The sequence below is a fragment of the Rhodanobacter sp. UC4448_H15 genome, from assembly GCF_052978265.1.
The window spans coordinates 3,079,498-3,100,348 of sequence record NZ_CM129665.1 but is presented as its reverse complement, the minus strand read 5'-3'; the positions used below and the strand labels follow the sequence as shown (position 1 = coordinate 3,100,348).

General features: G+C 68.2%; 21 protein-coding genes and 1 tRNA gene. 5 read left to right on the top strand and 17 right to left on the bottom strand.

The window, feature by feature from the left end; genetic code table 11:
• Window positions 1–162: 162 nt before the first annotated feature.
• Together ppnN and ACVCMI_RS14345 are read left to right on the top strand one after the other, a co-directional pair.
• A complete protein-coding gene (gene ppnN, locus ACVCMI_RS14350; protein WP_447098363.1) occupies window positions 163–1,563 on the top strand; it encodes a nucleotide 5'-monophosphate nucleosidase PpnN in 1,401 nt (466 codons plus the stop codon).
• A gap of 68 nt (window positions 1,564–1,631) precedes the next feature.
• Window positions 1,632–1,708, top strand: a tRNA-Asn gene (locus tag ACVCMI_RS14345).
• Window positions 1,709–1,807: 99 nt separating this feature from the next.
• Here the strand turns inward: ACVCMI_RS14345 and ACVCMI_RS14340 are convergent.
• From ACVCMI_RS14340 to ACVCMI_RS14330, 3 genes are all read right to left on the bottom strand, one after another.
• On the bottom strand, window positions 1,808–2,380 hold the full coding sequence (locus ACVCMI_RS14340) for a YkvA family protein (protein ID WP_447098364.1): 573 nt from the start codon (window positions 2,378–2,380) through the stop codon (window positions 1,808–1,810).
• Between the two features lie 160 nt (window positions 2,381–2,540).
• Window positions 2,541–3,092, bottom strand: coding sequence for a ribosome biogenesis factor YjgA (yjgA, locus tag ACVCMI_RS14335; RefSeq protein ID WP_395119756.1), 552 nt, complete (start codon window positions 3,090–3,092; stop codon window positions 2,541–2,543).
• Complete coding sequence (locus tag ACVCMI_RS14330) at window positions 3,089–3,373, bottom strand: DUF1653 domain-containing protein (RefSeq protein ID WP_395119755.1); 285 nt, start codon at window positions 3,371–3,373, stop codon at window positions 3,089–3,091. The genes yjgA and ACVCMI_RS14330 overlap by 4 nt, the downstream gene beginning before the upstream one ends.
• Before the next feature lie 93 nt (window positions 3,374–3,466).
• Between ACVCMI_RS14330 and pmbA the strand changes: the two genes are divergently transcribed.
• The gene (gene pmbA, locus ACVCMI_RS14325; protein ID WP_447098365.1) at window positions 3,467–4,834 is read left to right on the top strand and encodes a metalloprotease PmbA; all 1,368 of its coding nucleotides are present in this window, start codon (window positions 3,467–3,469) and stop codon (window positions 4,832–4,834) included.
• A gap of 119 nt (window positions 4,835–4,953) precedes the next feature.
• Complete coding sequence (locus ACVCMI_RS14320) at window positions 4,954–5,388, top strand: DUF4870 domain-containing protein (protein WP_395119753.1); 435 nt, start codon at window positions 4,954–4,956, stop codon at window positions 5,386–5,388.
• A 57-nt stretch (window positions 5,389–5,445) separates the two neighbouring features.
• Here ACVCMI_RS14320 and ACVCMI_RS14315 read toward each other — a convergent pair whose 3' ends face one another.
• The 6 genes from ACVCMI_RS14315 to ACVCMI_RS14290 form a co-directional block, all read right to left on the bottom strand.
• Window positions 5,446–6,351 carry a polyprenyl synthetase family protein gene (locus ACVCMI_RS14315; RefSeq protein WP_447098366.1) on the bottom strand — a complete coding sequence of 302 codons (906 nt, stop codon included), beginning with the start codon at window positions 6,349–6,351 and terminating at the stop codon, window positions 5,446–5,448.
• Window positions 6,335–6,595, bottom strand: coding sequence for an exodeoxyribonuclease VII small subunit (locus ACVCMI_RS14310; RefSeq protein ID WP_395119751.1), 261 nt, complete (start codon window positions 6,593–6,595; stop codon window positions 6,335–6,337). The genes ACVCMI_RS14315 and ACVCMI_RS14310 overlap by 17 nt, the downstream gene beginning before the upstream one ends.
• Window positions 6,596–6,671: 76 nt before the next feature.
• Complete coding sequence (gene tilS, locus ACVCMI_RS14305; RefSeq protein ID WP_447098367.1) at window positions 6,672–7,973, bottom strand: tRNA lysidine(34) synthetase TilS; 1,302 nt, start codon at window positions 7,971–7,973, stop codon at window positions 6,672–6,674.
• On the bottom strand, window positions 7,970–8,704 hold the full coding sequence (locus ACVCMI_RS14300) for an NYN domain-containing protein (protein WP_395119749.1): 735 nt from the start codon (window positions 8,702–8,704) through the stop codon (window positions 7,970–7,972). The genes tilS and ACVCMI_RS14300 overlap by 4 nt, the downstream gene beginning before the upstream one ends.
• Window positions 8,705–8,771: 67 nt before the next feature.
• Window positions 8,772–9,986 carry a hypothetical protein gene (locus tag ACVCMI_RS14295; RefSeq protein ID WP_447098368.1) on the bottom strand — a complete coding sequence of 405 codons (1,215 nt, stop codon included), beginning with the start codon at window positions 9,984–9,986 and terminating at the stop codon, window positions 8,772–8,774.
• 75 nt (window positions 9,987–10,061) lie between these two features.
• Entirely contained in the window at window positions 10,062–11,018 is a 957-nt protein-coding gene (locus tag ACVCMI_RS14290) for an acetyl-CoA carboxylase carboxyltransferase subunit alpha (RefSeq protein ID WP_395119747.1), read from the bottom strand.
• A gap of 160 nt (window positions 11,019–11,178) precedes the next feature.
• Between ACVCMI_RS14290 and ACVCMI_RS14285 the strand changes: the two genes are divergently transcribed.
• Complete coding sequence (locus ACVCMI_RS14285; protein WP_395119746.1) at window positions 11,179–11,553, top strand: YajD family HNH nuclease; 375 nt, start codon at window positions 11,179–11,181, stop codon at window positions 11,551–11,553.
• A gap of 12 nt (window positions 11,554–11,565) precedes the next feature.
• On the opposite strand, the gene ACVCMI_RS14280 is transcribed toward ACVCMI_RS14285, so the two are convergent.
• The 8 genes from ACVCMI_RS14280 to lpxD form a co-directional block, all read right to left on the bottom strand.
• Window positions 11,566–12,246: a hypothetical protein gene (locus ACVCMI_RS14280; protein WP_447098369.1), complete on the bottom strand. Its 681-nt coding sequence runs from the start codon at window positions 12,244–12,246 to the stop codon at window positions 11,566–11,568.
• A gap of 40 nt (window positions 12,247–12,286) precedes the next feature.
• Complete coding sequence (gene dnaE / locus ACVCMI_RS14275; RefSeq protein ID WP_447098370.1) at window positions 12,287–15,826, bottom strand: DNA polymerase III subunit alpha; 3,540 nt, start codon at window positions 15,824–15,826, stop codon at window positions 12,287–12,289.
• Window positions 15,827–15,931: 105 nt separating this feature from the next.
• Complete coding sequence (locus ACVCMI_RS14270; protein ID WP_447098371.1) at window positions 15,932–16,468, bottom strand: TlpA family protein disulfide reductase; 537 nt, start codon at window positions 16,466–16,468, stop codon at window positions 15,932–15,934.
• Between the two features lie 89 nt (window positions 16,469–16,557).
• Window positions 16,558–17,211 carry a ribonuclease HII gene (rnhB, locus tag ACVCMI_RS14265; protein ID WP_395119742.1) on the bottom strand — a complete coding sequence of 218 codons (654 nt, stop codon included), beginning with the start codon at window positions 17,209–17,211 and terminating at the stop codon, window positions 16,558–16,560.
• On the bottom strand, window positions 17,204–18,424 hold the full coding sequence (lpxB, locus tag ACVCMI_RS14260) for a lipid-A-disaccharide synthase (RefSeq protein WP_447098372.1): 1,221 nt from the start codon (window positions 18,422–18,424) through the stop codon (window positions 17,204–17,206). Before lpxB ends, rnhB begins: the two co-directional genes overlap by 8 nt.
• A gap of 63 nt (window positions 18,425–18,487) precedes the next feature.
• Complete coding sequence (gene lpxA, locus ACVCMI_RS14255) at window positions 18,488–19,276, bottom strand: acyl-ACP--UDP-N-acetylglucosamine O-acyltransferase (RefSeq protein WP_447098373.1); 789 nt, start codon at window positions 19,274–19,276, stop codon at window positions 18,488–18,490.
• A 2-nt stretch (window positions 19,277–19,278) separates the two neighbouring features.
• A complete protein-coding gene (fabZ, locus tag ACVCMI_RS14250; RefSeq protein ID WP_395119739.1) occupies window positions 19,279–19,746 on the bottom strand; it encodes a 3-hydroxyacyl-ACP dehydratase FabZ in 468 nt (155 codons plus the stop codon).
• Complete coding sequence (lpxD, locus tag ACVCMI_RS14245; RefSeq protein ID WP_447098374.1) at window positions 19,739–20,767, bottom strand: UDP-3-O-(3-hydroxymyristoyl)glucosamine N-acyltransferase; 1,029 nt, start codon at window positions 20,765–20,767, stop codon at window positions 19,739–19,741. The genes fabZ and lpxD overlap by 8 nt, the downstream gene beginning before the upstream one ends.
• Window positions 20,768–20,851 lie beyond the last annotated feature (84 nt).

Sequence of the window (20,851 nt, the reverse complement as noted above, 5' to 3'; positions counted from 1 at the left end):
GGCATCGTTCCGAAACGACCGGCACCTCAGGGTGCCGGTTTTTTTTGCGAAGGCACATCGGCATCGTGTTGTCTTGACCCGATGATTCGCGCAGCGGATGCTTGGCAACCCGCCACGACGCTGCATGAGGCAGTCACGTCGTCAGCGGCAGGAGAGTTGTGGATGAATGATTTCCAGGCCGGCCGTGCCGGCAAACCGGGCGCGGTCAGCGCCCGCATCACCCCGATCGGCGGGCTCGACGTGCTCTCGCGCCACGAGGTGGCCCGCCTGCGCGGTGCCAGCGGCTCGGGGCTGCACGCGCTCCTGCGGCGCTGCGCGCTGGCAGTGCTGACCTCGGGCAACGTCAGCGACGACCCGCGCGCGATGCTGGAGCAGTACCCCGATTTCGACATCCAGGTGCTGCAGCAGGATCGCGGCATGAAGATCGAACTCTCGAACGCGCCGGCCCAGGCGTTCGTCGACGGCGAGATCATCCGCGGCATCAACGAGCTGCTCGTCGCGGTCGTGCGCGACATCGTCTACGTGTCGACCCAGCTGGAACAGCTCGGGCTCGATCTCGACCCCTCTTCCGCGCTGACCCAGGGCGTGTTCGAGATCCTGCGCAACGCGCGCATCCTGAAGCCGCAGGTGGACCCGAACCTGGTGGTGTGCTGGGGTGGCCACTCCATCTCCCGCGAGGAGTACGACTATTCCAAGCTGGTCGGCTACCAGCTCGGCCTGCGCGGGCTGGACATCTGCACCGGCTGCGGCCCGGGCGCGATGAAGGGGCCGATGAAGGGCGCCACGATCTCGCACGCCAAGCAGCGGCGCCGGCACAACCGCTACATCGGCATCACCGAGCCGGGCATCATCGCGGCCGAATCCCCGAACCCGATCGTCAACCACCTGGTGATCATGCCGGATATCGAGAAGCGCCTGGAGGCGTTCGTGCGGCTGGGCCACGGCATCATCGTGTTCCCCGGCGGCGTCGGTACCGCCGAGGAGATCCTGTACCTGCTGGGCATCCTGCTGCACCCGGACAACGCCAGCACGCCCTTCCCGCTGATCTTCACCGGCCCGCGCCATTCGGCCGCCTATTTCGAGCAGATCGACCGCTTCCTGCGCCTGACCCTCGGCGACGAGGTCGCGCGGCATTACCAGATCATCGTCGACGATCCGCAGACGGTGGCGCGCACGATGGTCAAGGGGCTGGAGAAAGTGCGCCACAACCGGCTCGACACCAAGGACGCGTTCTTCTTCAACTGGGCGCTGCAGATCCCGCTGGAGTTCCAGCAGCCGTTCCGGCCCACTCACGAGGCGATGGGTGCGCTGCAGATCCGCCACGGCCGCCCGCGTCACGAGCTTGCCGCCGACTTGCGGCGGGCGTTCTCCGGCATCGTCGCCGGCAACGTGAAGGAAGAGGGCGTGCAGGCGATCGAGCGCAACGGGCCGTTCGCCATCGACGGCGATGTCGACATCATGCGCGCGCTGGACCAGCTGCTGCAGGCCTTCGTGCAGCAGCACCGCATGAAGTTGCCGGGCGGTTCGGCCTACGTGCCTTGCTATCGCGTGATCACCCACTGAATCGGCGGCGGATCATGCGGCCGGCGGCTTGACAGTACGCCGCCGCGTCGACAAACTACGCAGCTCCCGCCCGAATAGCTCAGCTGGTTAGAGCACTTGACTGTTAATCAGGGGGTCGTTGGTTCGAGTCCAACTTCGGGCGCCAGATGCAAGACAAAGGCCGGCAGGAAACTGCCGGCCTTTGTCGTTGGCGGAAACGACGAAGGGCGCCGCAGCGCCCTTCGCGAGTGAGGCCGATGCCGGCTCAGCGCACCTTGAACAGTACCGGCGTCCAGCTGCCGCCGGCATAGGCTTCGCGGCGGCGGCGGTGCATGCGCTCGATGGCCTCCTGGCGGCGAGCCTCGGCCCATTCCACGCGGTTCAGCATCAGGCCGGCCCTGCTTTCGCCGCGGCGGGTCGCCTCATTGTCGCGCCAGATGCGGAAGTCGTCGTAGGCCTCGATTTCGTACTGCAGCTCGCGCATGCACAGCTCGATCATGATGGCGTCGTCGAGGAAGCCCAGCACGGGAACATTGTCGGGGAGGACGTCATCCTGGCTGGAGAAGTACGCAAGCGCGGCCAGCACGTTGTCGCGATCCTCCTCGGGCAGCGCGAAACCGGCGTCCTCGATCATGCTGATCATGGTGTCCAGGTGCTTCAGGCGGTTGGCGACGAAGTCGGGCAGTTCCGCGCGATTGGTTTCCTCGAGCAGCTTGCGCGCGGCGCCGACGATGCTGATGGCATCCACGGTGTCCACCTGCTTTCGCGCCTCGGTGATGCTGTCGACGAACAGCTTCAGGTCAGCGTCGCTGAGGGTGATGTGCAGTTCCAGGCTCATGGTTGGCGACTCGCGAGGCGGTGGGAAAAGATTGCCAGCCTATGCCAGCCGGCGCATGGCCGTCAATTGGCAGGGGCCGACTCCGCGCGTCCTTGCGACGGGCGATGCAGGGCAGTTCGCGAGCTGCTGCAGCGGACGACGCGGACGTGCGTCGGCGCGCTCAGGAAGCGTCGGAATTGCCGGCGGTCAGTTCCTTCAGCAGCTGGAAGATTTCGCGGAAGGCGCGGGGCGGCTTGTTCGGCGTCTCCCGCTCCAGCCGCGCCTGGCGCACCAGCGAGCGCAGGTGCTGGCGATCGACCTGCGGGTGTTCGGCGATCACTTCGGCCAGTGCCGCGTCGTCACCGTCGACCAGCCGGTCGCGGATCGCTTCCAGACGGTGCATCGCGGCGGTGTCCTGGCGCTGCTTCTCGCGGTTCTCGCCGAGCTCGGCGCGCACGGCGGCGAAATCCTCCTCGCCGAAGCGGCGCATGACCTTGGCCAGGAACGCCATCTGGCGCTTCCTGGCGCCGTGTGCGGTGATGCGACGGGTGATCTCGATCTCGCGGCGCACGTCGTCGGGGAGGTCGAGCTTGGCCAGCCGGCTGGCGGGCAGCTCGACCAGTTGGCCGGCGAGCGTCAGCACGGCGAGCGCCTCGCGTCGCTGCTGGGTGCGGCTGGGGCCGTAGTCCTGTTCGTCGAGTTCGGTCTGGTTGCGGCTGCGGCTGGGGCTCACGGGTTCATTCCGGCAGGGGCGGGTGGATCGTCGGCGGCGTTGCCGGCGGGGTCGGCTTCGGCCTGCTCCAGCGCAAAGCGTGCCGTCGGCGTGCCGTGCAGATCAATGGTTTCGGTGAACATGGCGGCCGGCCGCACCCACAGGCCATGTTCGCCGTAGAGTGCCTGATAGACCACCATCGACTCCAGCGTCTCGCTGTGCCGCGCGGTACCCAGCACGCGATAACGCCGGCCCTTGTAGTGGCGATAGATGCCCGGGGCAGGTGGCGAGGGAAGGCTCATGGCTCCTTTCATTCTCCCGCCGCGCCCCCATGTGAACGCTCTGGCGATTGCGAGCCGCCTATTCTACCCGCCCCTTGCCCAGGAAAGACCAACGTGAGTGAAGCCGTCGTCAGCCGCGATAGCAGTACATCCGAACTGGATCGACTCGCCGAGTTGGCCGAGGACGTGATCCGCCGCGCGCGGATCGCCGGCGCCAGCCAGGCCGAAGTGGCCGCCACCATCGACACCGGGCTCAGCGTGAATGTGCGCCTCGGCGAGGTGGAAACGGTCGAGCACACCCGCGATCGCGGCTTCGGGCTCACGGTGTATTTCGGCCAGCGCAAGGGCTCGGCCAGCACGGCGGACCTGCATCCGGATTCGATCCAGGCGACGCTGGACCAGGCCTGTGCGATTGCCCGTTACACCGAGGCCGATCCCGCCGCCGGGCTGGCCGATGCCTCGCGCATGGCCAGCGCGTTCCCGGAACTGGACCTGTGGCACCCCTGGGACATCGACACCACGCAGGCGATCGAGCTGGGCATCGCGATCGAGGATGCCGGGCGCGCACATGCCGGCATCAGCAACTCCGATGGCGCCTCCGTGCAGGCCGGGCAGGGTCTGTCCGTGTACGCGAACTCGCACGGTTTCGTGGGCCGCGAGCGCGGCACCCGCCACGCGTTGTCGCTGGCGCTGATCGCCGGCGACGAGGACGGCATGCAGCGCGATTACTGGTACGACAGCGTGCGCGCGGCGGGCGATTTCATCAGCGCGAAGGCGCTCGGCGACAAGGCCGCCGAGCGCACGCTGGCGCGGCTTGGGGCGCGCGGCCTGTCCACCCGGCAATGCCCGGTGCTGTTCGCGCCGGAGCTTGCGCGCGGCGTGATCGGGCATCTGCTCGGGGCGGTCAGCGGTGGCTCGCTGTATCGGCGGGCCAGCTTCCTGCTCGACCATGTGGGCCAGGCGGTGATGCCTGCATGGTTGAATATCGACGAGCGGCCGCATCTTCAGCGCGGCCAGGGCTCGGCCAATTTCGATGCCGAGGGCGTGGCCACGCGCGACAGCGCCCTGATCGAAGGCGGCGTGCTGGCGCGCTACATGCTGGGCAGCTATTCGGCGCGCAAGCTCGGCATGGAATCCACCGGCAACGCCGGCGGCGTGCACAATCTGGTGGTGGCCGCGGGCGCGGCCGATGGCGAGGCGTCCGATTTCGCCGGCATGCTGCGGCGCCTGGGTACCGGTCTGCTGGTCACCGAGGTGATGGGCCAGGGCGTGTCGATCGTCACTGGCGATTATTCGCGTGGGGCCGCCGGTTTCTGGGTGGAGCACGGCCGCATCGTGCATCCGGTGGAAGGCATCACCATCGCCGCCAACCTGCGCGACATGTTCGCCGGCATCGTGGCGGTGGGCGACGATGTCGATCCGCGCTCGCCGGTCCTCACCGGCTCGATCCTGCTCGATCGCATGACCGTCGCCGGCGAGTAGCCGCGCCTCCGGCGGGGTTGGGCGTGTTGGCAGGTTCTTGCGGCAAAGCGGCGCAAGCCTTGCTAGCATCGGCACGACCGGCAAGCGGCCGGTGAGCTTCGACGTCGAAGGAGATGCGCATGAGCGTTCCACCCGAATCCGTCATCCCGCCCGCGCCGACCGATCCGGCGCCGGGCGTTCCGCCTGCCGAGGAAAGACAGTGGGCGATGTTTGCGCATCTGTCCGCGCTGCTCGGTGCGATCCTCACCGGTGCGCTGGGCGGCGGCTGGGGCTGCTTCATCGGCCCGCTGGTGATCTGGCTCATCAAGAAGGACACCATGCCGTTCGTCAACGACCAGGGCAAGGAGGCGCTGAACTTCAACATCACGGTGGCCATCGCGTTCGTGGTGCTGTTCCTGCTCTCGGTGATGACGTTCGGCATCGGTCTGGTCATCGCGATCCCGCTGTGGTTCATCATCGGCATCGCCTGGCTGGTGTTCACCATCATCGCCGCGATCAAGGCCAACGAGGGCGTGACGTATCGCTACCCGTTCACCCTGCGCCTGATCAAGTAGCCCGGAAGCAACGAAGCAAAAAAGGCGGCCCCTGGCCGCCTTTTTCATTGCCGGTGTTCAGCGCGTGCGGTGCGCCGCGTAGCGGGCCAGTTCGTGCAGCAGCGCGGCGCGTTCGCCCCATGGCGCGATCGCGGCCAGGGCGGTGTCGGTCAAGCCGGCCAGGCGCTCGCGCGAGGCGTCGAGGCCGATGATCGACGGGAAGGTGGGCTTGGCCGCGGCCGCATCCTTGCCGGCGGTCTTGCCGATCACCGCCGATTCGCCTTCCACGTCGAGGATGTCGTCGCGCACCTGGAAGGCCAGGCCGACGGCGCTGGCGTAGCGATCCAGCGCCAGCAGTGCGTCGGCATCGGCGCCGCCGAGCAGCGCGCCTAGCCGCACCGACGCGCGGATCAAGGCGCCGGTCTTGCAGCCGTGCATGTATTCCAGCTCGGCCAGTTCCAGCGATCGCCCGACCGCGGCCAGGTCCAGCGCCTGGCCGCCGGCCATGCCTTCGGCGCCGCAGGCGCGACCCAGCGTCTGCAGCATGGCGATGCGCACGCTGGCGTCGATCTCGGCGCCATCGTCGGCCAGCAGTTCGAAGGCCAGCGCCTGCAGGGCGTCGCCGGCGAGGATCGCCATCGCCTCGCCGAACACCACGTGGCAGGTCGGCCGGCCGCGGCGCAGCGCGTCGTCGTCCATGGCGGGCAGGTCGTCGTGCACCAGCGAGTAGGCGTGGATCAGTTCCACCGCGCAGGCGGCGGCGTCCAGTGCGGGGCCATCCTGGCCCAGCATGTGGCCGGCGGCGTAGACCAGCATCGGCCGTAGCCGCTTGCCGCCGCCCAGCACGGCGTAATGCATGGCGCGATGCAGGTGGTCGGAATCGTGCACGGCCGGCGGCAGGCGGTCCTGCAGCGCGCGTTCCGCGCGGGCAACCAGCGACTGCAGGGCAGGGCCGAGTTCGGCGGACTCAGAGTTCGGGTTCAAACGGTTCGGCGCGGTCGGGGGCATCGGGGTCCAGCAGCAGGCGCACGCGCAGTTCCGCTTGTTGCAGCGACTGCTGGCAATGACGGAACAGGCCGATGCCGCGCTCGAACGAGGCAAGCGATTCGTCGAGGCTCAACTCGCCGCCTTCCATCCGGGTGACCAGTTGCTCCAGCTCGTCGAGCGAGTGTTCGAAATCGACGGCGGGAGCGGGGTCGGCAACGGTCTTGGGAGCGGTCTTGGCCATGGCCCGCAACGCTAGCGCAGCGCGGCGGGCGAATCAATCGGCGCGGCGTCGCCGCAAGCCGCGGGCGTGATCTGGATCAGCGTCCGGGGCGCCAGCGGGGCTGCGCGCCGCAGCGGTCGAACAGCTCGGCACCGCGGGCGTTGATCCAGCGGTCGGCCACGGCAATCAGCTCGCCATCGGCATACAGCAGCGGACACGCGTCGCGTCGCCACGGCGGCATCTGCGCCTGCTGGAACAGGTTGCGCAACTCGCGCGTGTGCGGGTTGCCCGCCGGGCGGATGCGCTCGCCGCCGCGGCGCATGCGCACTTGCAGCGGTTGCGCCAGGCGGGTGGCCGGCGCCGTCAGCGCCAGTTCGCCACCGTCCGGCAGCGCCAGCGGTTCGCCGCTCCAGCGCTGTTGCCAGTCGGGGTCGATCGGTGCCTGTGTCGGCAGGGCCCACAATCGCTGCTTCCAGATGTGCAACTCGGTGCCGGCCCAGCGCACGCACGGCAACTGGCCGGCACGTGCATCGCACTGGCGCTCGATCTGCCGGCGCTGCGCCGCACCGGGAGCGGCCAGTCCGCGCAGGTGCAGCCAGTGGTCGAGCAGCGGTTCGCGCAATGCGGGCAGCAGCGCGCGCCAGCCGGGCAGGTCGAGGCTGCCGCTGGCGCGGTCGTGCAGGGCATCGAACGCGGGGAGCCATTGGCTGCGCAGTGCGTCGGCGGCATCGCGGCTCAGCGCGGCGCTGTGCAGGATCGAGTCGCAGGCCTGCGGCCAGTAACGCAGCAGCCCCGGCAGGATTTCATGGCGCAGGCGATTGCGCGCGAGGCGGATGTCGGCGTTGGAGGGGTCGTCGATGCAGTCGAGTTGGTGGGCGGCGACGTAGTCGAGCAGCGTGGCCCGCGGCAGCTCCAGCAGGGGGCGCCAGAGTTGGCCGGCGCCGAACGGTCGTCGTACGCGCATCCCGCCCAGGCCTTCCGGCCCTGCGCCGCGCAGCAATTTCAGCAGTACGGTCTCGACCTGGTCGTCGCGATGGTGGCCGAACAGCAGCCACTCGCCATCGTGCAGCAGGTCGGCCAGCGCGGCATGGCGGACGTGCCGCGCGGCGGCCTCCAGGCCCTTGCCGCCATCGCGCGGGACGTATACGCGCACCAGCGCGCAAGGCACGTCGAGGTCCTGGCAGAAGCGAGCGCAGTGTGCCGCCCAACGCGCGCTGTCGGCATGCAAGCCATGATCGACGTGCGCCGCGCGCAACCCGCGTTCCCGGGCCAGCGGTTCGCGGGCCAGCGCGTGCAGCAGGGCGCTGGAATCGGGGCCGCCGCTGAAGGCGACACAGATCGGCGCGGGTGCTGTCGCGGTCAGCGCCGCGAGTAGATGGGCTTGCAGCGGGTCGCTCATTTCTTGTCGGCGCGGGACCGCACGTAAATGTGCTTGCCGTTGCCGATCTGGCGCTCCTCGGTGTCGAACAGGCCGATGCCCTTGATCAGGCCGCTCAGTTTTGCGTAGCCATAGTTGCGCGAGTCGAAGTCGGGCGACTGCTTGTTGATGATGCTGCCGACCGGCCCGAGGCTGGCCCAGCCGGTCTCGTCGGACGCGGCCTCGATCGCATTGCGCAGCATGTTCATCAATTTGCTGTCGCCGCGCAGTTCCTTCGCCGAGCGCTGTTTCGGTGCCGTCTCGGTTTCGGTCTCGCTGGTGCCAGCCAGCACCTCGGTATAGATGAATTTGTCGCAGGCGGTGCGGAACGGCTCCGGCGTCTTCTTCTCGCCGAAACCGTAGACGATGCGCCCCGATTCGCGGATGCGCGAGGCGAGGCGGGTGAAATCGCTGTCGCTGGAGACGATGCAGAAGCCGTCGAAGCGCTCGGCGTAGAGCAGGTCCATCGCGTCGATGATCATCGCCGAGTCGGTGGCGTTCTTGCCGACCGTGTAGCGGAACTGCTGGATCGGCTGGATCGAGTAGCGCAGCAGCGCTTCCTTCCAGCCGTTCAAGTCCGGCTTGGTCCAGTCGCCGTAGATGCGCTTGACGTGGGCGGTGCCGTATTTGGCGATCTCGGCCAGCAGGCCCTCGACGATCGCCGGGCGGGCATTGTCGGCATCGATCAGGACGGCAAGCTTGTCGTGGGCCATGGCGGTGTCCGGCAGCGGAAGGTGGGTCGATGGTAGCGCGCGCCGGCGCGCGGGTGCCTGACGGGCCTCACTGGAGTACGCCGCCCTCGCGCAAGGATTGCTTCAAGGTGTCCACGTCTTTCCAACCGCTGAACTTCGTCACCAGTTGACCATGACGGAATAGGTAGAAGGTGGGCATGGCCCAGCTGTCGAGCATGGACCACTCGCTGTCGTACCAGGCGATGTGGATCGGTTGATCCGGAAACTCGCGGTTCCAGTCGCTGACCGCGTCGAGCTGCTCGTTCTGGCTGGCCAGCCAGATGGCGTTGCCGGCAAAAAGGGAGCGCAACTGGGCGTCTGCACGGATCGCGCGCGCGGCATCCCGCGAGAAGTGGCAGGACGCCACTACCACGATGCGCAATGGCGCGGACAGATCGAAGGATTGGCGTGCCATGGTGCCGGTGCGTGCATCCACGGTCAGTGCGGTCGGTTGTCCCGGCGGCGGCGATGCGGCACGGCGGAACGTCGGAATGACGGGGATGCCCATCTCCGGGTGATGTCGCGCCAGGGTGTTCGCGGCATCGAAATCGCGGCCGGTGATCAGCGCCTGGTGGAGGCGCGCATAGTCCTTGTCCGATGCCATGCCTCGTCGGTGCATTTCAGCCAGATCCATCCGCAGCTGGGCGATGTGGGTCGGGCTTGGCGCGTGGAACACCACGGCTTCCGCTGCGCGCTTGAGCAGCCTGAGGTCAGTGTGGCTGGCCAGGCGCAGGCTCTCAGGCGTTTGTGCATCGCCGAACAGTCGGTCGTAACGTCGTTCGACCCAGGTGGAGCGCTCGGCAGGGGACGGTGAGGGGACGGTTTCCTGCAGAACGAACTCGTCATAGCGTCGCTCCAGCATGCTCTCGCCGCATGTGTCGACGGCGCATCCCCGGCTGGCGGCGTCCTGCGTGCGTTCATGGTTTCGGCGGGACTGCTCGGCGGGTGTCAGTCCGTCGACGGCATGGCTTTGCGCGCCGAACAGGGCAAGCAGCTGCACGATCTGTGGGCGCGTCAGCTCGTTGGCCGGGTCCTCCAGCGACATGCCGCGCAGGCCGTGTGGGCCGAAGTCGAGCTGGGCAAGAAACCGTTTGCGCCCGCCAGGGGACAAGTCGTCCAGCGGCGAAGTGCCTGGCTGCGTGTCATGCAGATAGCGCGCCAGTGCCGCTCTTGAGGTGATCGGCGCGGGTGCGGTCGACGAGGCAACCACGATGCACGCTGGGGAAAGGCAGAGAACCAGGACGGCAAGTTGCACGCGATTCATGGCGGGCCTCGTGGTGCAGCCAGTCAGGGCCCGGCATCGGGTGGCTGGTGCACCGGCGATCGGTCGCTGGCGAAGTTATTCCTGATAAGCCCCGTAGCTGCGCAGGCGCTTGTAGCGCTGTTCGAGCAGGTCGGGGACCGGCATCGCCTGCAGCTCGTCGAGCTGGTTCAGCAGCACGGCTTTCAGGCGGATCGCCATCGAGCGCGGGTTGCGGTGGGCGCCGCCGAGCGGCTCGCGGATGAGCTTGTCGATCAGGCCCAGTTCGAGCAGGCGCGGGGCGGTCATGCCCAGGGCCTCCGCGGCGTCTTTTACCTTGTCGGCGCTCTTCCACAGGATTGAGGCGCAGCCTTCGGGCGAGATCACCGAATAGGTGGAGTACTGCAGCATGTTGGTGCGGTCGCCGACGCCGATCGCCAGCGCGCCGCCGGAGCCGCCCTCGCCGATCACGGTGCAGATGATCGGCACCTTGAGTTCGGCCATTTCCAGCAGGTTGCGCGCGATCGCCTCGCTTTGCCCGCGCTCTTCGGCGCCGACGCCGGGGTAGGCGCCCGGGGTGTCGATCAGGGTCAGCAGGGGCAAGCCGAAACGCTCGGCCATCTGCATCAGGCGCAGCGCCTTGCGGTAGCCCTCGGGGCGCGGCATGCCGAAGTTGCGGCGCACCTTGGTCTTGGTGTCGCGGCCTTTCTGGTGGCCGATGATCATCACCGGCCGGCCGTTGATGCGGCCCAGGCCGCCCACGATGGCAGCGTCCTCGGCGTACATGCGGTCGCCGGCCAGTTCGTGGAACTCCTCGCAGATCACGCCGATGTAGTCGAGTGTGTAGGGCCGCGCCGGGTGGCGGGAAAGCTGGGTGGTCTGCCAGGAATTGAGGTTGCGGAAGATGTCCGCCGTTTTTACCTTCACCTTCTGCCGCAGGCGCGCCACTTCCTCGTCGATGTTGAACGCCTGGCCATCGCTGGCGTGGCGAAGCTCCTCGATCTTCGCATCCAGTTCGGCGATGGGTTGTTCGAAATCGAGGAAGTTGGGGTTCATTCGTTGCTGTTCATTGCACGGAAGCGCTCAAGTATACCGTTCCGCAAGAAAAGGCGAGAACGGCGCCGTATGGCCGTGATCGGGTCGACAGATGCCTGCCGCGGGCGCGGTGATTGCGTTATCGTCCGCCCCATCGAGCACCCGCCGCCGGATCGCCGCCATGCCCAGCAAACCCATCGACAACGCGAAACTCGACCGCATCGTGGCCGAGGCGCGACGCGCCGCCGAGCAGCGCGAGCTGGGCTATCGCGAGCGGGCGCTGAAGATGTATCCGTGGGTGTGCGGTCGCTGCGCCCGCGAGTTCACGCGCGCCAATCTGCAGGAACTGACCGTGCACCACCGCAACCACGATCACGACTTCAACCCGGCCGACGGCAGCAATTGGGAACTGCTGTGCGTGTACTGCCACGACAATGAGCACGCGCGGCATATCGACCACGTGCGCGGCGGGGTGATGGCAGTGGAGGAAGCGCCGCCGGCGACGGGCAATCCGTTTGCCGACCTGAAGGCGATGATGGAGCGGGGCGGCAAGTAATCCCGCGAAGGCCTACCTGCGTCGATAGATGCCGTCGAAGCGGACGTTGAGTCCGCCGCACTGGTGATTGTCGCTGACCACCAGATACTTCCCGACCAGGAAGGCGCTCACCTCGCACGCATCGTCGACAAAGGTTGCGTGATGGCCGCTGGGCCGTGCCTCCCCGCCCATGGCGCCCAGGTTGGGGCCGCCGGGGAACTGGTCCGGCGGCGGGTCGGCCATCGGGTAATAGGCTTCGCCGTCGGCACGCAACATGCCGTTGTCATGGCGGATCGTGATGCGGTTGTCCCCCTGCACCCAGTCGCCTTCCCATGCCGACGTTGATGGCTGCGCCAGCACCGGCCGCAGGCGGTTGCGCGGCAGCCAGTCGGCGTGTCCATCCTGGTTGTCGGGAAACATGACGCAGGCGTAGTCGCCGCGGACGTCGCCCGCCAGTACCTGGTCACCCGGGATCAGGTAGGCCTTTTCCCGGCAGCGATCCGCCGTGGAAGGGCAGTCGTCGGTGCCCGCGACGAAGTGGGCGCGTCCGTCGCCGACGACTTCGGCGAGTGTCGTCTGGTCGCTGCTGCCATCGCCTCCCTCGCACAGAAACGGCGCGTCGGGATGTGTCTGCTGCGCATGAACGCCGCCGAAGAAAACCAACGCGAACAGCGCGAAAGTCCATTTATGGGCAACGGTCATCGGTCCCTCCATGCGTGCCCGCAGACAGTGGATACATGCGCCCGGCGGTGCCTCAATCCTGCTGCTTGACGATGCGCAGGCGTGCGGCCTGCACTCCGGGCAGCGCGCGCACGGCGCGCAGCAGGGCGGGGATGGCGTCCACGCGCCATTCCTCGCCCAGTTCCAGGTCGGCCTGGGCGCTGCGGTTGCGGTAGCCGTGCAGGGTGACGCTGGCCTGGCCGCCGCGGTAGCCGGCCAGGGTGCGTTGCAGTTGTTCGGCGAAGTCGGCGTGGATGCCGTTCAATTTCAGTTGCAGCAGGCGCGCGTGCCTGCGGCAGGCGTCGTCGAGCGAGCAGACGCTGCGCGCGCGCAACTGGAAGCCGCCGCCGGAGAATTCGTCGATGCGCAGGCCGCCGTCGACGACGAGCAATTGCCCGCGCGTGAGCAGGGGCGCCGCCTGGTGGTAGATCTCGCCGAAGAAGCTCACCTCGATGGCGCCGCCACCGTCCTCGATGCGCACGAACGCGTCGCTGTCGCCGCGCTTGCGCACGGCGGCGACCATGCCGGCGATGGTCCAGGGCGTGTCCGGGCCGCGGCGGAAGCGGTTCTCGCTGCCGTCGTCGTTGCGGCGCGGCTTCGGCGGCTGGTAGCGGTCGACGATCTCGCCCAGCGGACAGGTGGACAGCTGCGCCAGCTCGTCTTTCCACGGGTCGGTGGGGTGGCCGGAGAGGTAATGGCCGAGGGTGTCGCGTTCACCTTGCAGGCGTTGTTCCAGCGGCCACTCCGGCGCGGTCGGCAAGTCGATCTCGAGTACCGGCGTGGCCGAGCCCATCGCCGCGCCGAACATGTCGTTCTGGCCCGATTGCCGGTCGCGCTGGTGCTGTTCGGCGGCCTTGACCGCGTCGGGAAGTTGGAGCATCAGGCTGGCGCGGTTGGCCGCCAGCGCGTCCAGCGCGCCGGACAGGATCAGCGCCTCCAGCACACGCCGATTGAGCTTGCCCGGATCGATCCGTCGGCAGAAATCGGCCAGGTCGGTGTAGCGCCCGTGCGCGCGCTCGGCGACGATCGCCTCGCACACGCCGTGGCCGACGCCCTTGATCGCGCCCAGGCCGTACTGGATGACCTTGGGTTCCACCGCCACGAACATGTACTCGGACGCATTGACGTCCGGCGGCTGCACCACGATGCCCAGTGCGCGCGCTTCGTTGAGGAAGGTGACCGCCTTGTCGGTGTTGTCCATGTCCGCGGAGATCGTCGCGGCCATGAACTCGGCGGGGTAATGCGCCTTCAGCCAGGCGGTCTGGTACGACACCAGCGCGTAGGCGGCCGCGTGCGACTTGTTGAAGCCGTAGCCGGCGAACTTCTCCATCAGGTCGAAGATGGCGTCGGCCTTTTCGCCGCTGAGCCCGTCCTTGGCCGCACCCTCGCGGAAGATCGCGCGGTGCTTGACCATCTCCTCGACTTTCTTCTTGCCCATCGCACGGCGCAGCAGGTCGGCGCCGCCGAGCGTGTAGCCGCCCACGATCTGCGCCATCTGCATCACCTGCTCCTGGTAGACCATGATGCCGTAGGTCTCTTTCAGGATCGGCTCGACGCGCGGGTCGGGATATTCGACTTCCTCGCGGCCGTGCTTGCGCGCGATGAAGCTGGGAATCAGATCCATCGGGCCGGGGCGGTACAGCGCCACCAGCGCGATGATGTCCTCGAAGCGATCGGGTTTCGCATCCTTCAGCATGCGCTGCATGCCGGAGGATTCGAGCTGGAACACGGCGACCGTCTGCGCCTTCTTCAGCAGCTCGTACGGCGCCGGGTCGTCCAGCGGCAGCGCCGAGATGTCCAGCGCCGCCTCGCCGGTTTTCGCGCGGCGCGCGTTGATCGCCTTCACCGCCCAGTCGATGATGGTAAGCGTGCGCAGGCCGAGGAAGTCGAACTTCACCAGGCCGACCGCCTCGACGTCGTCCTTGTCGTACTGGGTGACCACACCGCCGCCGCCGGCTTCGCAGTACAGGGGGGAGAAATCGGTGAGCGGAGTCGGTGCGATCACCACGCCGCCGGCATGCTTGCCGGCGTTGCGGGTGAGGTTTTCCAGGCTCAGCGCCAGGTCGATCAGCGCATGGGCGTCCTCGTCCTGCGCGTAGGCGTCGCAGAACTCGCGCACGACGCGGTCGGTTTCCTTCTTCGATTTCTCCGACAGGCCCAGCGCATCGGACAGGGTCAGGTCGAGCGGCCGCGGCGGGATCATCTTGGCCAGCTTGTCGACCTGGCCGTAACCCATGCCGAGCACGCGGCCCGAATCGCGCAGCACCGCCTTGGCCGCCATCGAGCCGTAGGTGATGATCTGGCTGACCTTGTCGCGCCCGTACTTGCGCGCGACGTAGTCGATCACCTCGTCGCGGCGGTCCATGCAGAAGTCGATGTCGAAGTCTGGCATCGACACGCGTTCGGGATTCAGGAAGCGCTCGAACAGCAGGTCGAACTGCAGCGGGTCGAGGTCGGTGATCTTCAGCGCCCAGGCGACCAGCGAGCCGGCGCCCGAACCGCGGCCCGGGCCCACCGGAATGCCGTGTTGCTTGCCCCAGTTGATGAAGTCCGCGACGATCAGGAAGTAGCCGGGGAAGCCCATCTTGACGATGACGTCCAGCTCGCGTTCGAGCCGCGCGTCGTAGTCCGCGCGCGAGTGGCCGGCAGCCAGCGGCGCGAGTGCAAGGCGCTGTTCCAGGCCTTGCCGCGACAGTTCGCGGATGTGGCTGTCGAGGTCGTGGCCCTCCGGCACGGGGAAGTCGGGCAGGTAGTACTTGCCGAACTTGAGTTCCAGCGTGCAGCGCTTGGCCAGCTCGACGGTATTTGCCAGCGCCTCGGGCAGGTCCGCGAACAGCGTCGCCATGTCTCCGGGCGTCTTCAGGTACTGCTGGTCGGTGTATTCCCGCGGGCGCTTGGGGTCGGCCAGCACGCGGCCCTGGTTGATGCACACGCGCGCCTCGTGCGCGTCGAAGTCGGCCTGCTTGAGGAAGCGCACGTCGTTGCTGGCCAGCACCGGCAAGTCGAGCGTGGCGGCCAGGCCCAGGGCGGCGCTGTTCCAGAGTTCCTCGCCGTCGCGGCCGCAGCGGGTCAGCTCCAGGTACAGCCGATCCGGAAACAGTCGTGCCAGCGCGCGCAGTTTCGCCAGCGCGGCATCGCTGCCCTGGTGCACCGCGATGCGGGCTACTTCGCTGTCGCGGCCGAGCAGGGCGATCAACCCGCTGCAGGCCTCGCCATGCAACCAGCCGGCGTCGATCAGCGCGCGTCCGCCGTGCTGGCCCTCCTGCCAGGCACGCGACACCAGCCGCGACAGGTTGAGGTAGCCGTCATGGTCCTGGCACAGCAGGGTCAGCCGCCACGGGCGCGGATCGTCCGGCGCCGAGACCAGCAGGTCGCAACCGCCGATGGCCTTGATTCCGGCCGCGCTGCAGGCTTTGTAGAACTTGACCAGCGCGAACATGTTGCATTCGTCGGTCAACGCCACCGCCGGGATGCCGTCGCGCACGCAGGCGGCGACCAGCGCCTTGATGCGGATGGTCGAGTCGACCAGCGAGTACTCGCTGTGCAGGTGAAGGTGGGCGAAGCTGGCGGTCATGCAAATCTGCGCGCGTTGTCCGTGCAGGCTACCCGCCGCCGCAGGCAGCGGCAAGATTGACTTGCGCGGGGTTTGCGCGAAGCGCGGGCCGGCGCCGACCGGGGGTCATCGCGGCGCGAGCACCGGTGCCGCGATCGGCGGTTCGCGCAGCAACGCGTTGATCTCCTCGACGAGCGTACCGAGCATGTCTTCGCCATATCCGACGTGGACATGGGCCACGGTGCCGTCACGATGCAGCATCACCATCACCGGGATTCCCGTGACGTCATACGGCTTGCCGATGGCGCCGTGACGATCCCAGGTGAGCAGCAGTTCGGGGAGGCTCTTGCCCAGTGCGCGCGCGGCACGCAGGAAGACGCGGCGATCCTCCTTGTAGTTGACCGCCACCACCTGCAGCGACATGCCGCGCTCGGTCGCCAGCGATTGCATCTTCGCCAGCACCGGCATCTCCTTCATGCAGTAGCCGCACCAGGTCGCCCAGAAACTGATCACCACGACCTTGCCGCGCAGCGAGGCCAGGCTCACCGTGTGTCCATCCATCGTTGGCCCCAGTGAATCCGGCGGCACGTCGCCGGGCCGCACGCCCGCGGTGGCGGCGAAGCAGCTCATCAAGGCGACCAGGAACAGGCTCATCCGTCGCATGGCGTCCCCTTCATATCCATGGACCAGCGGTCACGAGAGGCCAGTGTAAGCGATGGCCGGATGCAGCAATCGCGGCCGCGATGTTTGCCTCAGAACAAGCTGGCCTGATCCAGCAGCAGGCGCACCGGGGCAAAGCTGCGGCGGTGCAGTGGGCATGGCCCCAGCCGCTGCAGCGAGGAGAGGTGGGCCGGCGTGGGGTAGCCCTTGTGCAGGGCGAAGCCGTAGCCGGGGTGGAGCGCGTCCAGTTCCACCATCAAGCGGTCGCGGGTGACCTTGGCCAGGATCGAGGCCGCGCTGATGGCCGGTTCCAGCGCGTCGCCGCCGACGATCGCGCGCGCCGGGCAGGGCAGGTCCGGCGGCAGCTTGTTGCCGTCGATCAGCGCGTGCTGCGCGGCGGGCGCCAGGCCGGCGAGGGCGCGGCGCATGCCGGTCATGGTGGCGCGGAAGATGTTCAGCGAATCGATTTCCTCCGGCTCGACCAGCACGATGCAGTACGCCAGCGCGCGTTCGAGAATCAGCGGGAACAGCGCCTCGCGGCGCGCCTCGCTGAGCCTCTTCGAATCGTCGAGGCCGCGGATCGGCCGGACCGGATCGAGGATCACCGCCGCCACCGCCAGCGGACCGGCGAGAGGGCCGCGACCGGCTTCGTCGACACCGGCGACCAGCAGGCTGGTGGCCGATCCGTCCTCGTCCGCCTGCGAGCGCGGCGGTGGGCGATGGCTGTCGAGAACAAGCTCAGCCATCGGCGCGGCCGTGATCGTCGACCAGCTCCGCCACCGCGGTCGCGGCCCGTTCGCCGGCGTGGCCGGCCATGTCGCCGCGCAGTTCCTGGTGCAGGTATTCGAAGGCGGCCACGATCGCGCTGCGGCGCTCGCTGTCGCCGAACAGGGCCAGCGTGGCGGCGGCCAGCTTGTCGGCGGTGCAGTCGTCCTGCATCAGCTCGGGCACCCACGGCCCCGGGCCCAGCCCGCTGGCGCGGGCCAGGATGTTGGGCAGCGAATAGACGTCCGTCTTGATCATGTTCAGGGCGCGCGCGATGCGATAGCTCAGTGGCGCCACGCGGTAGCCGACCACCATCGGCCGCTTGGCCAGCATGGCCTCCAGCGTGGCGGTGCCGGAGGCCAGCAGCACCACGTCGGCGGCCAGCATCGCCTCGTGGGCCTGGCCGTCCAGCAGCAGCGGCGCGGGTTCGCTGGCCGGCAATCGGGCGAGCAGTTCCTGCAACCGCGCGTGCACCCGTGCATTGGCGGCGGGGACCACGATGCGCAGGCCGGGCACGACTGCAGCAACGTGCTGCGCGGCATCCAGGAAAATCCGGCCCAGCCGATCCACCTCGGACATCCGGCTGCCCGGCAGTACTGCCAACACCGGCGCCTGCTGCGGCAGGTGCAGCGCCTCGCGCGCGCCGACGCGGTCGGCGACCAGCGCGAAGCGGTCGGCCAGCGGGTGGCCGACGAAGCGCGCGTCGATGCCATGGCGCGCGTAGATCGCCGGTTCCATCGGGAACAGGCACAGCACGCGGTCCGCGCTGCGACCGATCTTCTCCACGCGATTCTCGCGCCATGCCCACACCGAGGGGCTGACGTAGTGAACCGTGCGCAAGCCGGCCTCCTTCAGGCGCCGTTCCACGCCGAGGTTGAAATCCGGGGCGTCGATGCCGATCACCACCGCCGGCCTGGCCTGCCTGAGGCGCGCGACCAGGGAACGGCGCAGACGCAGCAGGCGCGGCAGGTGGCTGATCACCTCGCTGAAACCGAACAGCGACAGCTCGCGGATGTCGTACCAGGACTCGAACCCCTCGCGCTGCATCCGCGCCCCGCCGATGCCGACGAAGCGCGCCTGCGGGTAGCGCTGGCGCAAGGCGACGATCAGGTCGGCACCGAGCTGGTCGCCGGAATCCTCACCGGCGAGGATGGCGATCAGCGGGGCAGTTGCGGAGACGCCGGTGTTTTGCATTTCGTCTCCGTCGTGAAGCGAGAGCCAGAGCGCGTGCTTGATTTTGCGATAAGCGCGACGCGCTTATCGCGCCAACGACCGCTCGCTGTGGTCGAGGAACTCCAGCATTGCCATGACGTCGGCGCTTTCGCGCGCCTGCTCGGCGAGTTTCTCGCGGGCTTCGGGCAGCGAGAGGCCGGCCATGTAGAGGGTGCGGTAGGCGCGCTTGATCGCGGCGATGCGGGTGGCATCGAAGCCCCGGCGTTTGAGGCCTTCGCTGTTGATGCCGCGCGGGCGGCCCTGCTGCTCGTTGGCCATCATCACGAACGGCGGCACGTCGTGGCCGACCAGGCAGCCCATGCCGATGAAGGCGTGCGCGCCGACCTTGCAGAACTGGTGCACGCCCGAATAGCCGGAGAGGATCGTCCAGTCACCGATCACCACGTGCCCGGCCAGGGCGGAATAGTTGGAGAACACCACGTGATTGCCGACCTGGCAGTCGTGCGCGATGTGCACGTAGGCAAGCACCCAGTTGTCGTCGCCGAGGCGCGTGACGCCGCCGCCGTCGCCGGTGCCGCGGTTGATGGTGGTGAATTCGCGGATCAGGTTGCGGTCGCCGATGACCAGTTCGGTGCGCTCGCCGGCGAATTTCTTGTCCTGCGGATCGCCGCCCAGCGAGGCGAACTGGGCGACGCGGTTGTCGCACCCGAGCCGGGTGGGGCCTTCGATCACCACGTGCGGGCCGATCACCGTGCGGTCGCCGATCTCCACCTGCGCGCCGATGACGCTATAGGCGCCGATGCGCACGCCGGCGCCGATCACGGCAGCCGGGTCGACCTGCGCAGTGGGGTGGATCGCGGTGCTGTCACTCATGTTCATGACCTCGCGGCGCACATCAGTTCGCAGCTTGCCACTTCCTTGCCGTCGACCGTGGTGCGCGCGGCGAACAGGCCCATGCCGCGGACCAGGCGTTTCAGGTTCACTTCCAGGCGCAACTGGTCGCCCGGCACCACCGGAGCGCTGAAGCGCGCATTGTCGACCTTGACCAGATAGAACAACGGGCTGCCCGCGTCGCCCTTCATGCGGCGGCTGATCTGCGTCAGCAGGCCGGCGGCCTGCGCCATCGCCTCAATGATCAGCACGCCCGGCATCACCGGATGGCCCGGGAAATGGCCATCGAAGAACGGTTCATTGATGGTGACGTTCTTCAGCGCGACTGCGCTGACGTCCGGCACGACCTCGATCACCCGGTCGACCAGCAGGAACGGGTAGCGGTGCGGCAGCAGGCGCTGGATCTGCTCCACCTGCACCGGCAGGGTGATCTCGAAATTTTCCTCAGTCATCGCTCTTGTCCTTTTCCAGTGCCGCCAGACGGCGCGCGTATTCGTCCAGATGCTTGAATCGCGCCGCATTCCTGCGCCACAGGCGATTTTCCTGCAGCGGCACGCCGGAGGAGTACTCGCCCGGTTCGCGTATCGAATGGGTGACCAGGCTCTTGGCGGTAATGGTAACCCGGTCGGCCAGCTCGAGATGGCCGAGCACGCCCGCATTGCCGCCGATCTGGCAGTAGCGGCCGATCCTGGCGCTGCCGGCCACGGCGGCGCATCCGGCCATTGCGGTGTGCGCGCCCACGTGCACGTTGTGGGCGATCTGGATCTGGTTGTCCAGCCGCACGTCTTCTTCCAGCACGGTGTCGTCCAGCGTGCCGCGGTCAATCGTGGTGTTGGCGCCGATCTCGCAGTCATCGCCGATGCGTACCCCACCCAACTGGGGCAGCTTGATCCAGTGGTCGGTGTCGAAGGCCAGGCCGAAGCCGTCCGAACCGATCACCGCGCCGGGATGCACCAGCACGCGGCGACCCAGGATGACGCGCGTGACCAGGGTGACCCGGGCCACCAGCCGCGATTGCGCCCCCACCGTGCAGCCCTCGCCGATGATGCAGTGTGGCCCCAGCACGGCGCCGTCCTCGACCACTGCATCGGCCTCGATCACGCAACACGGGCCGATGCTGGCGCCGGCGCTGACGCGCGCGGAAGCGGCGACCACGGCACTGGGATGCACGCCAGCCGGTGCGGCGGGCAGGCGCTCGAACAGCGCGGCGATGCGCGCGTAGGCGACGTAGGGGTCCCTGGCGATCAGCGCGGTGGCCGGGCAATCGGCGAGGTTCTCCTCGCGCAGCACCACCACGCCCGCGCGGGTGGACAGCAGCTGCGCGGTGTATTTGCTGTTGGAAAGAAAGCTCAACTCGCTGGCGCCGGCGCCACCGAGCGTGCCCACGCCGCTCACCATCCGCGTGCCGTCGCCGCGGACGTCGAGGCCGAAGCGCGCGGCCAGTTCGGCTGCCGAGTAGTGGATGGCGTTCATGCGTGGCTCCGGACGGTGCGCGTCATTGTAGGGCGTGGCGCCGCACGACGCAGGTGTGCCCGGACGACGAAAAAGAAAACGCGG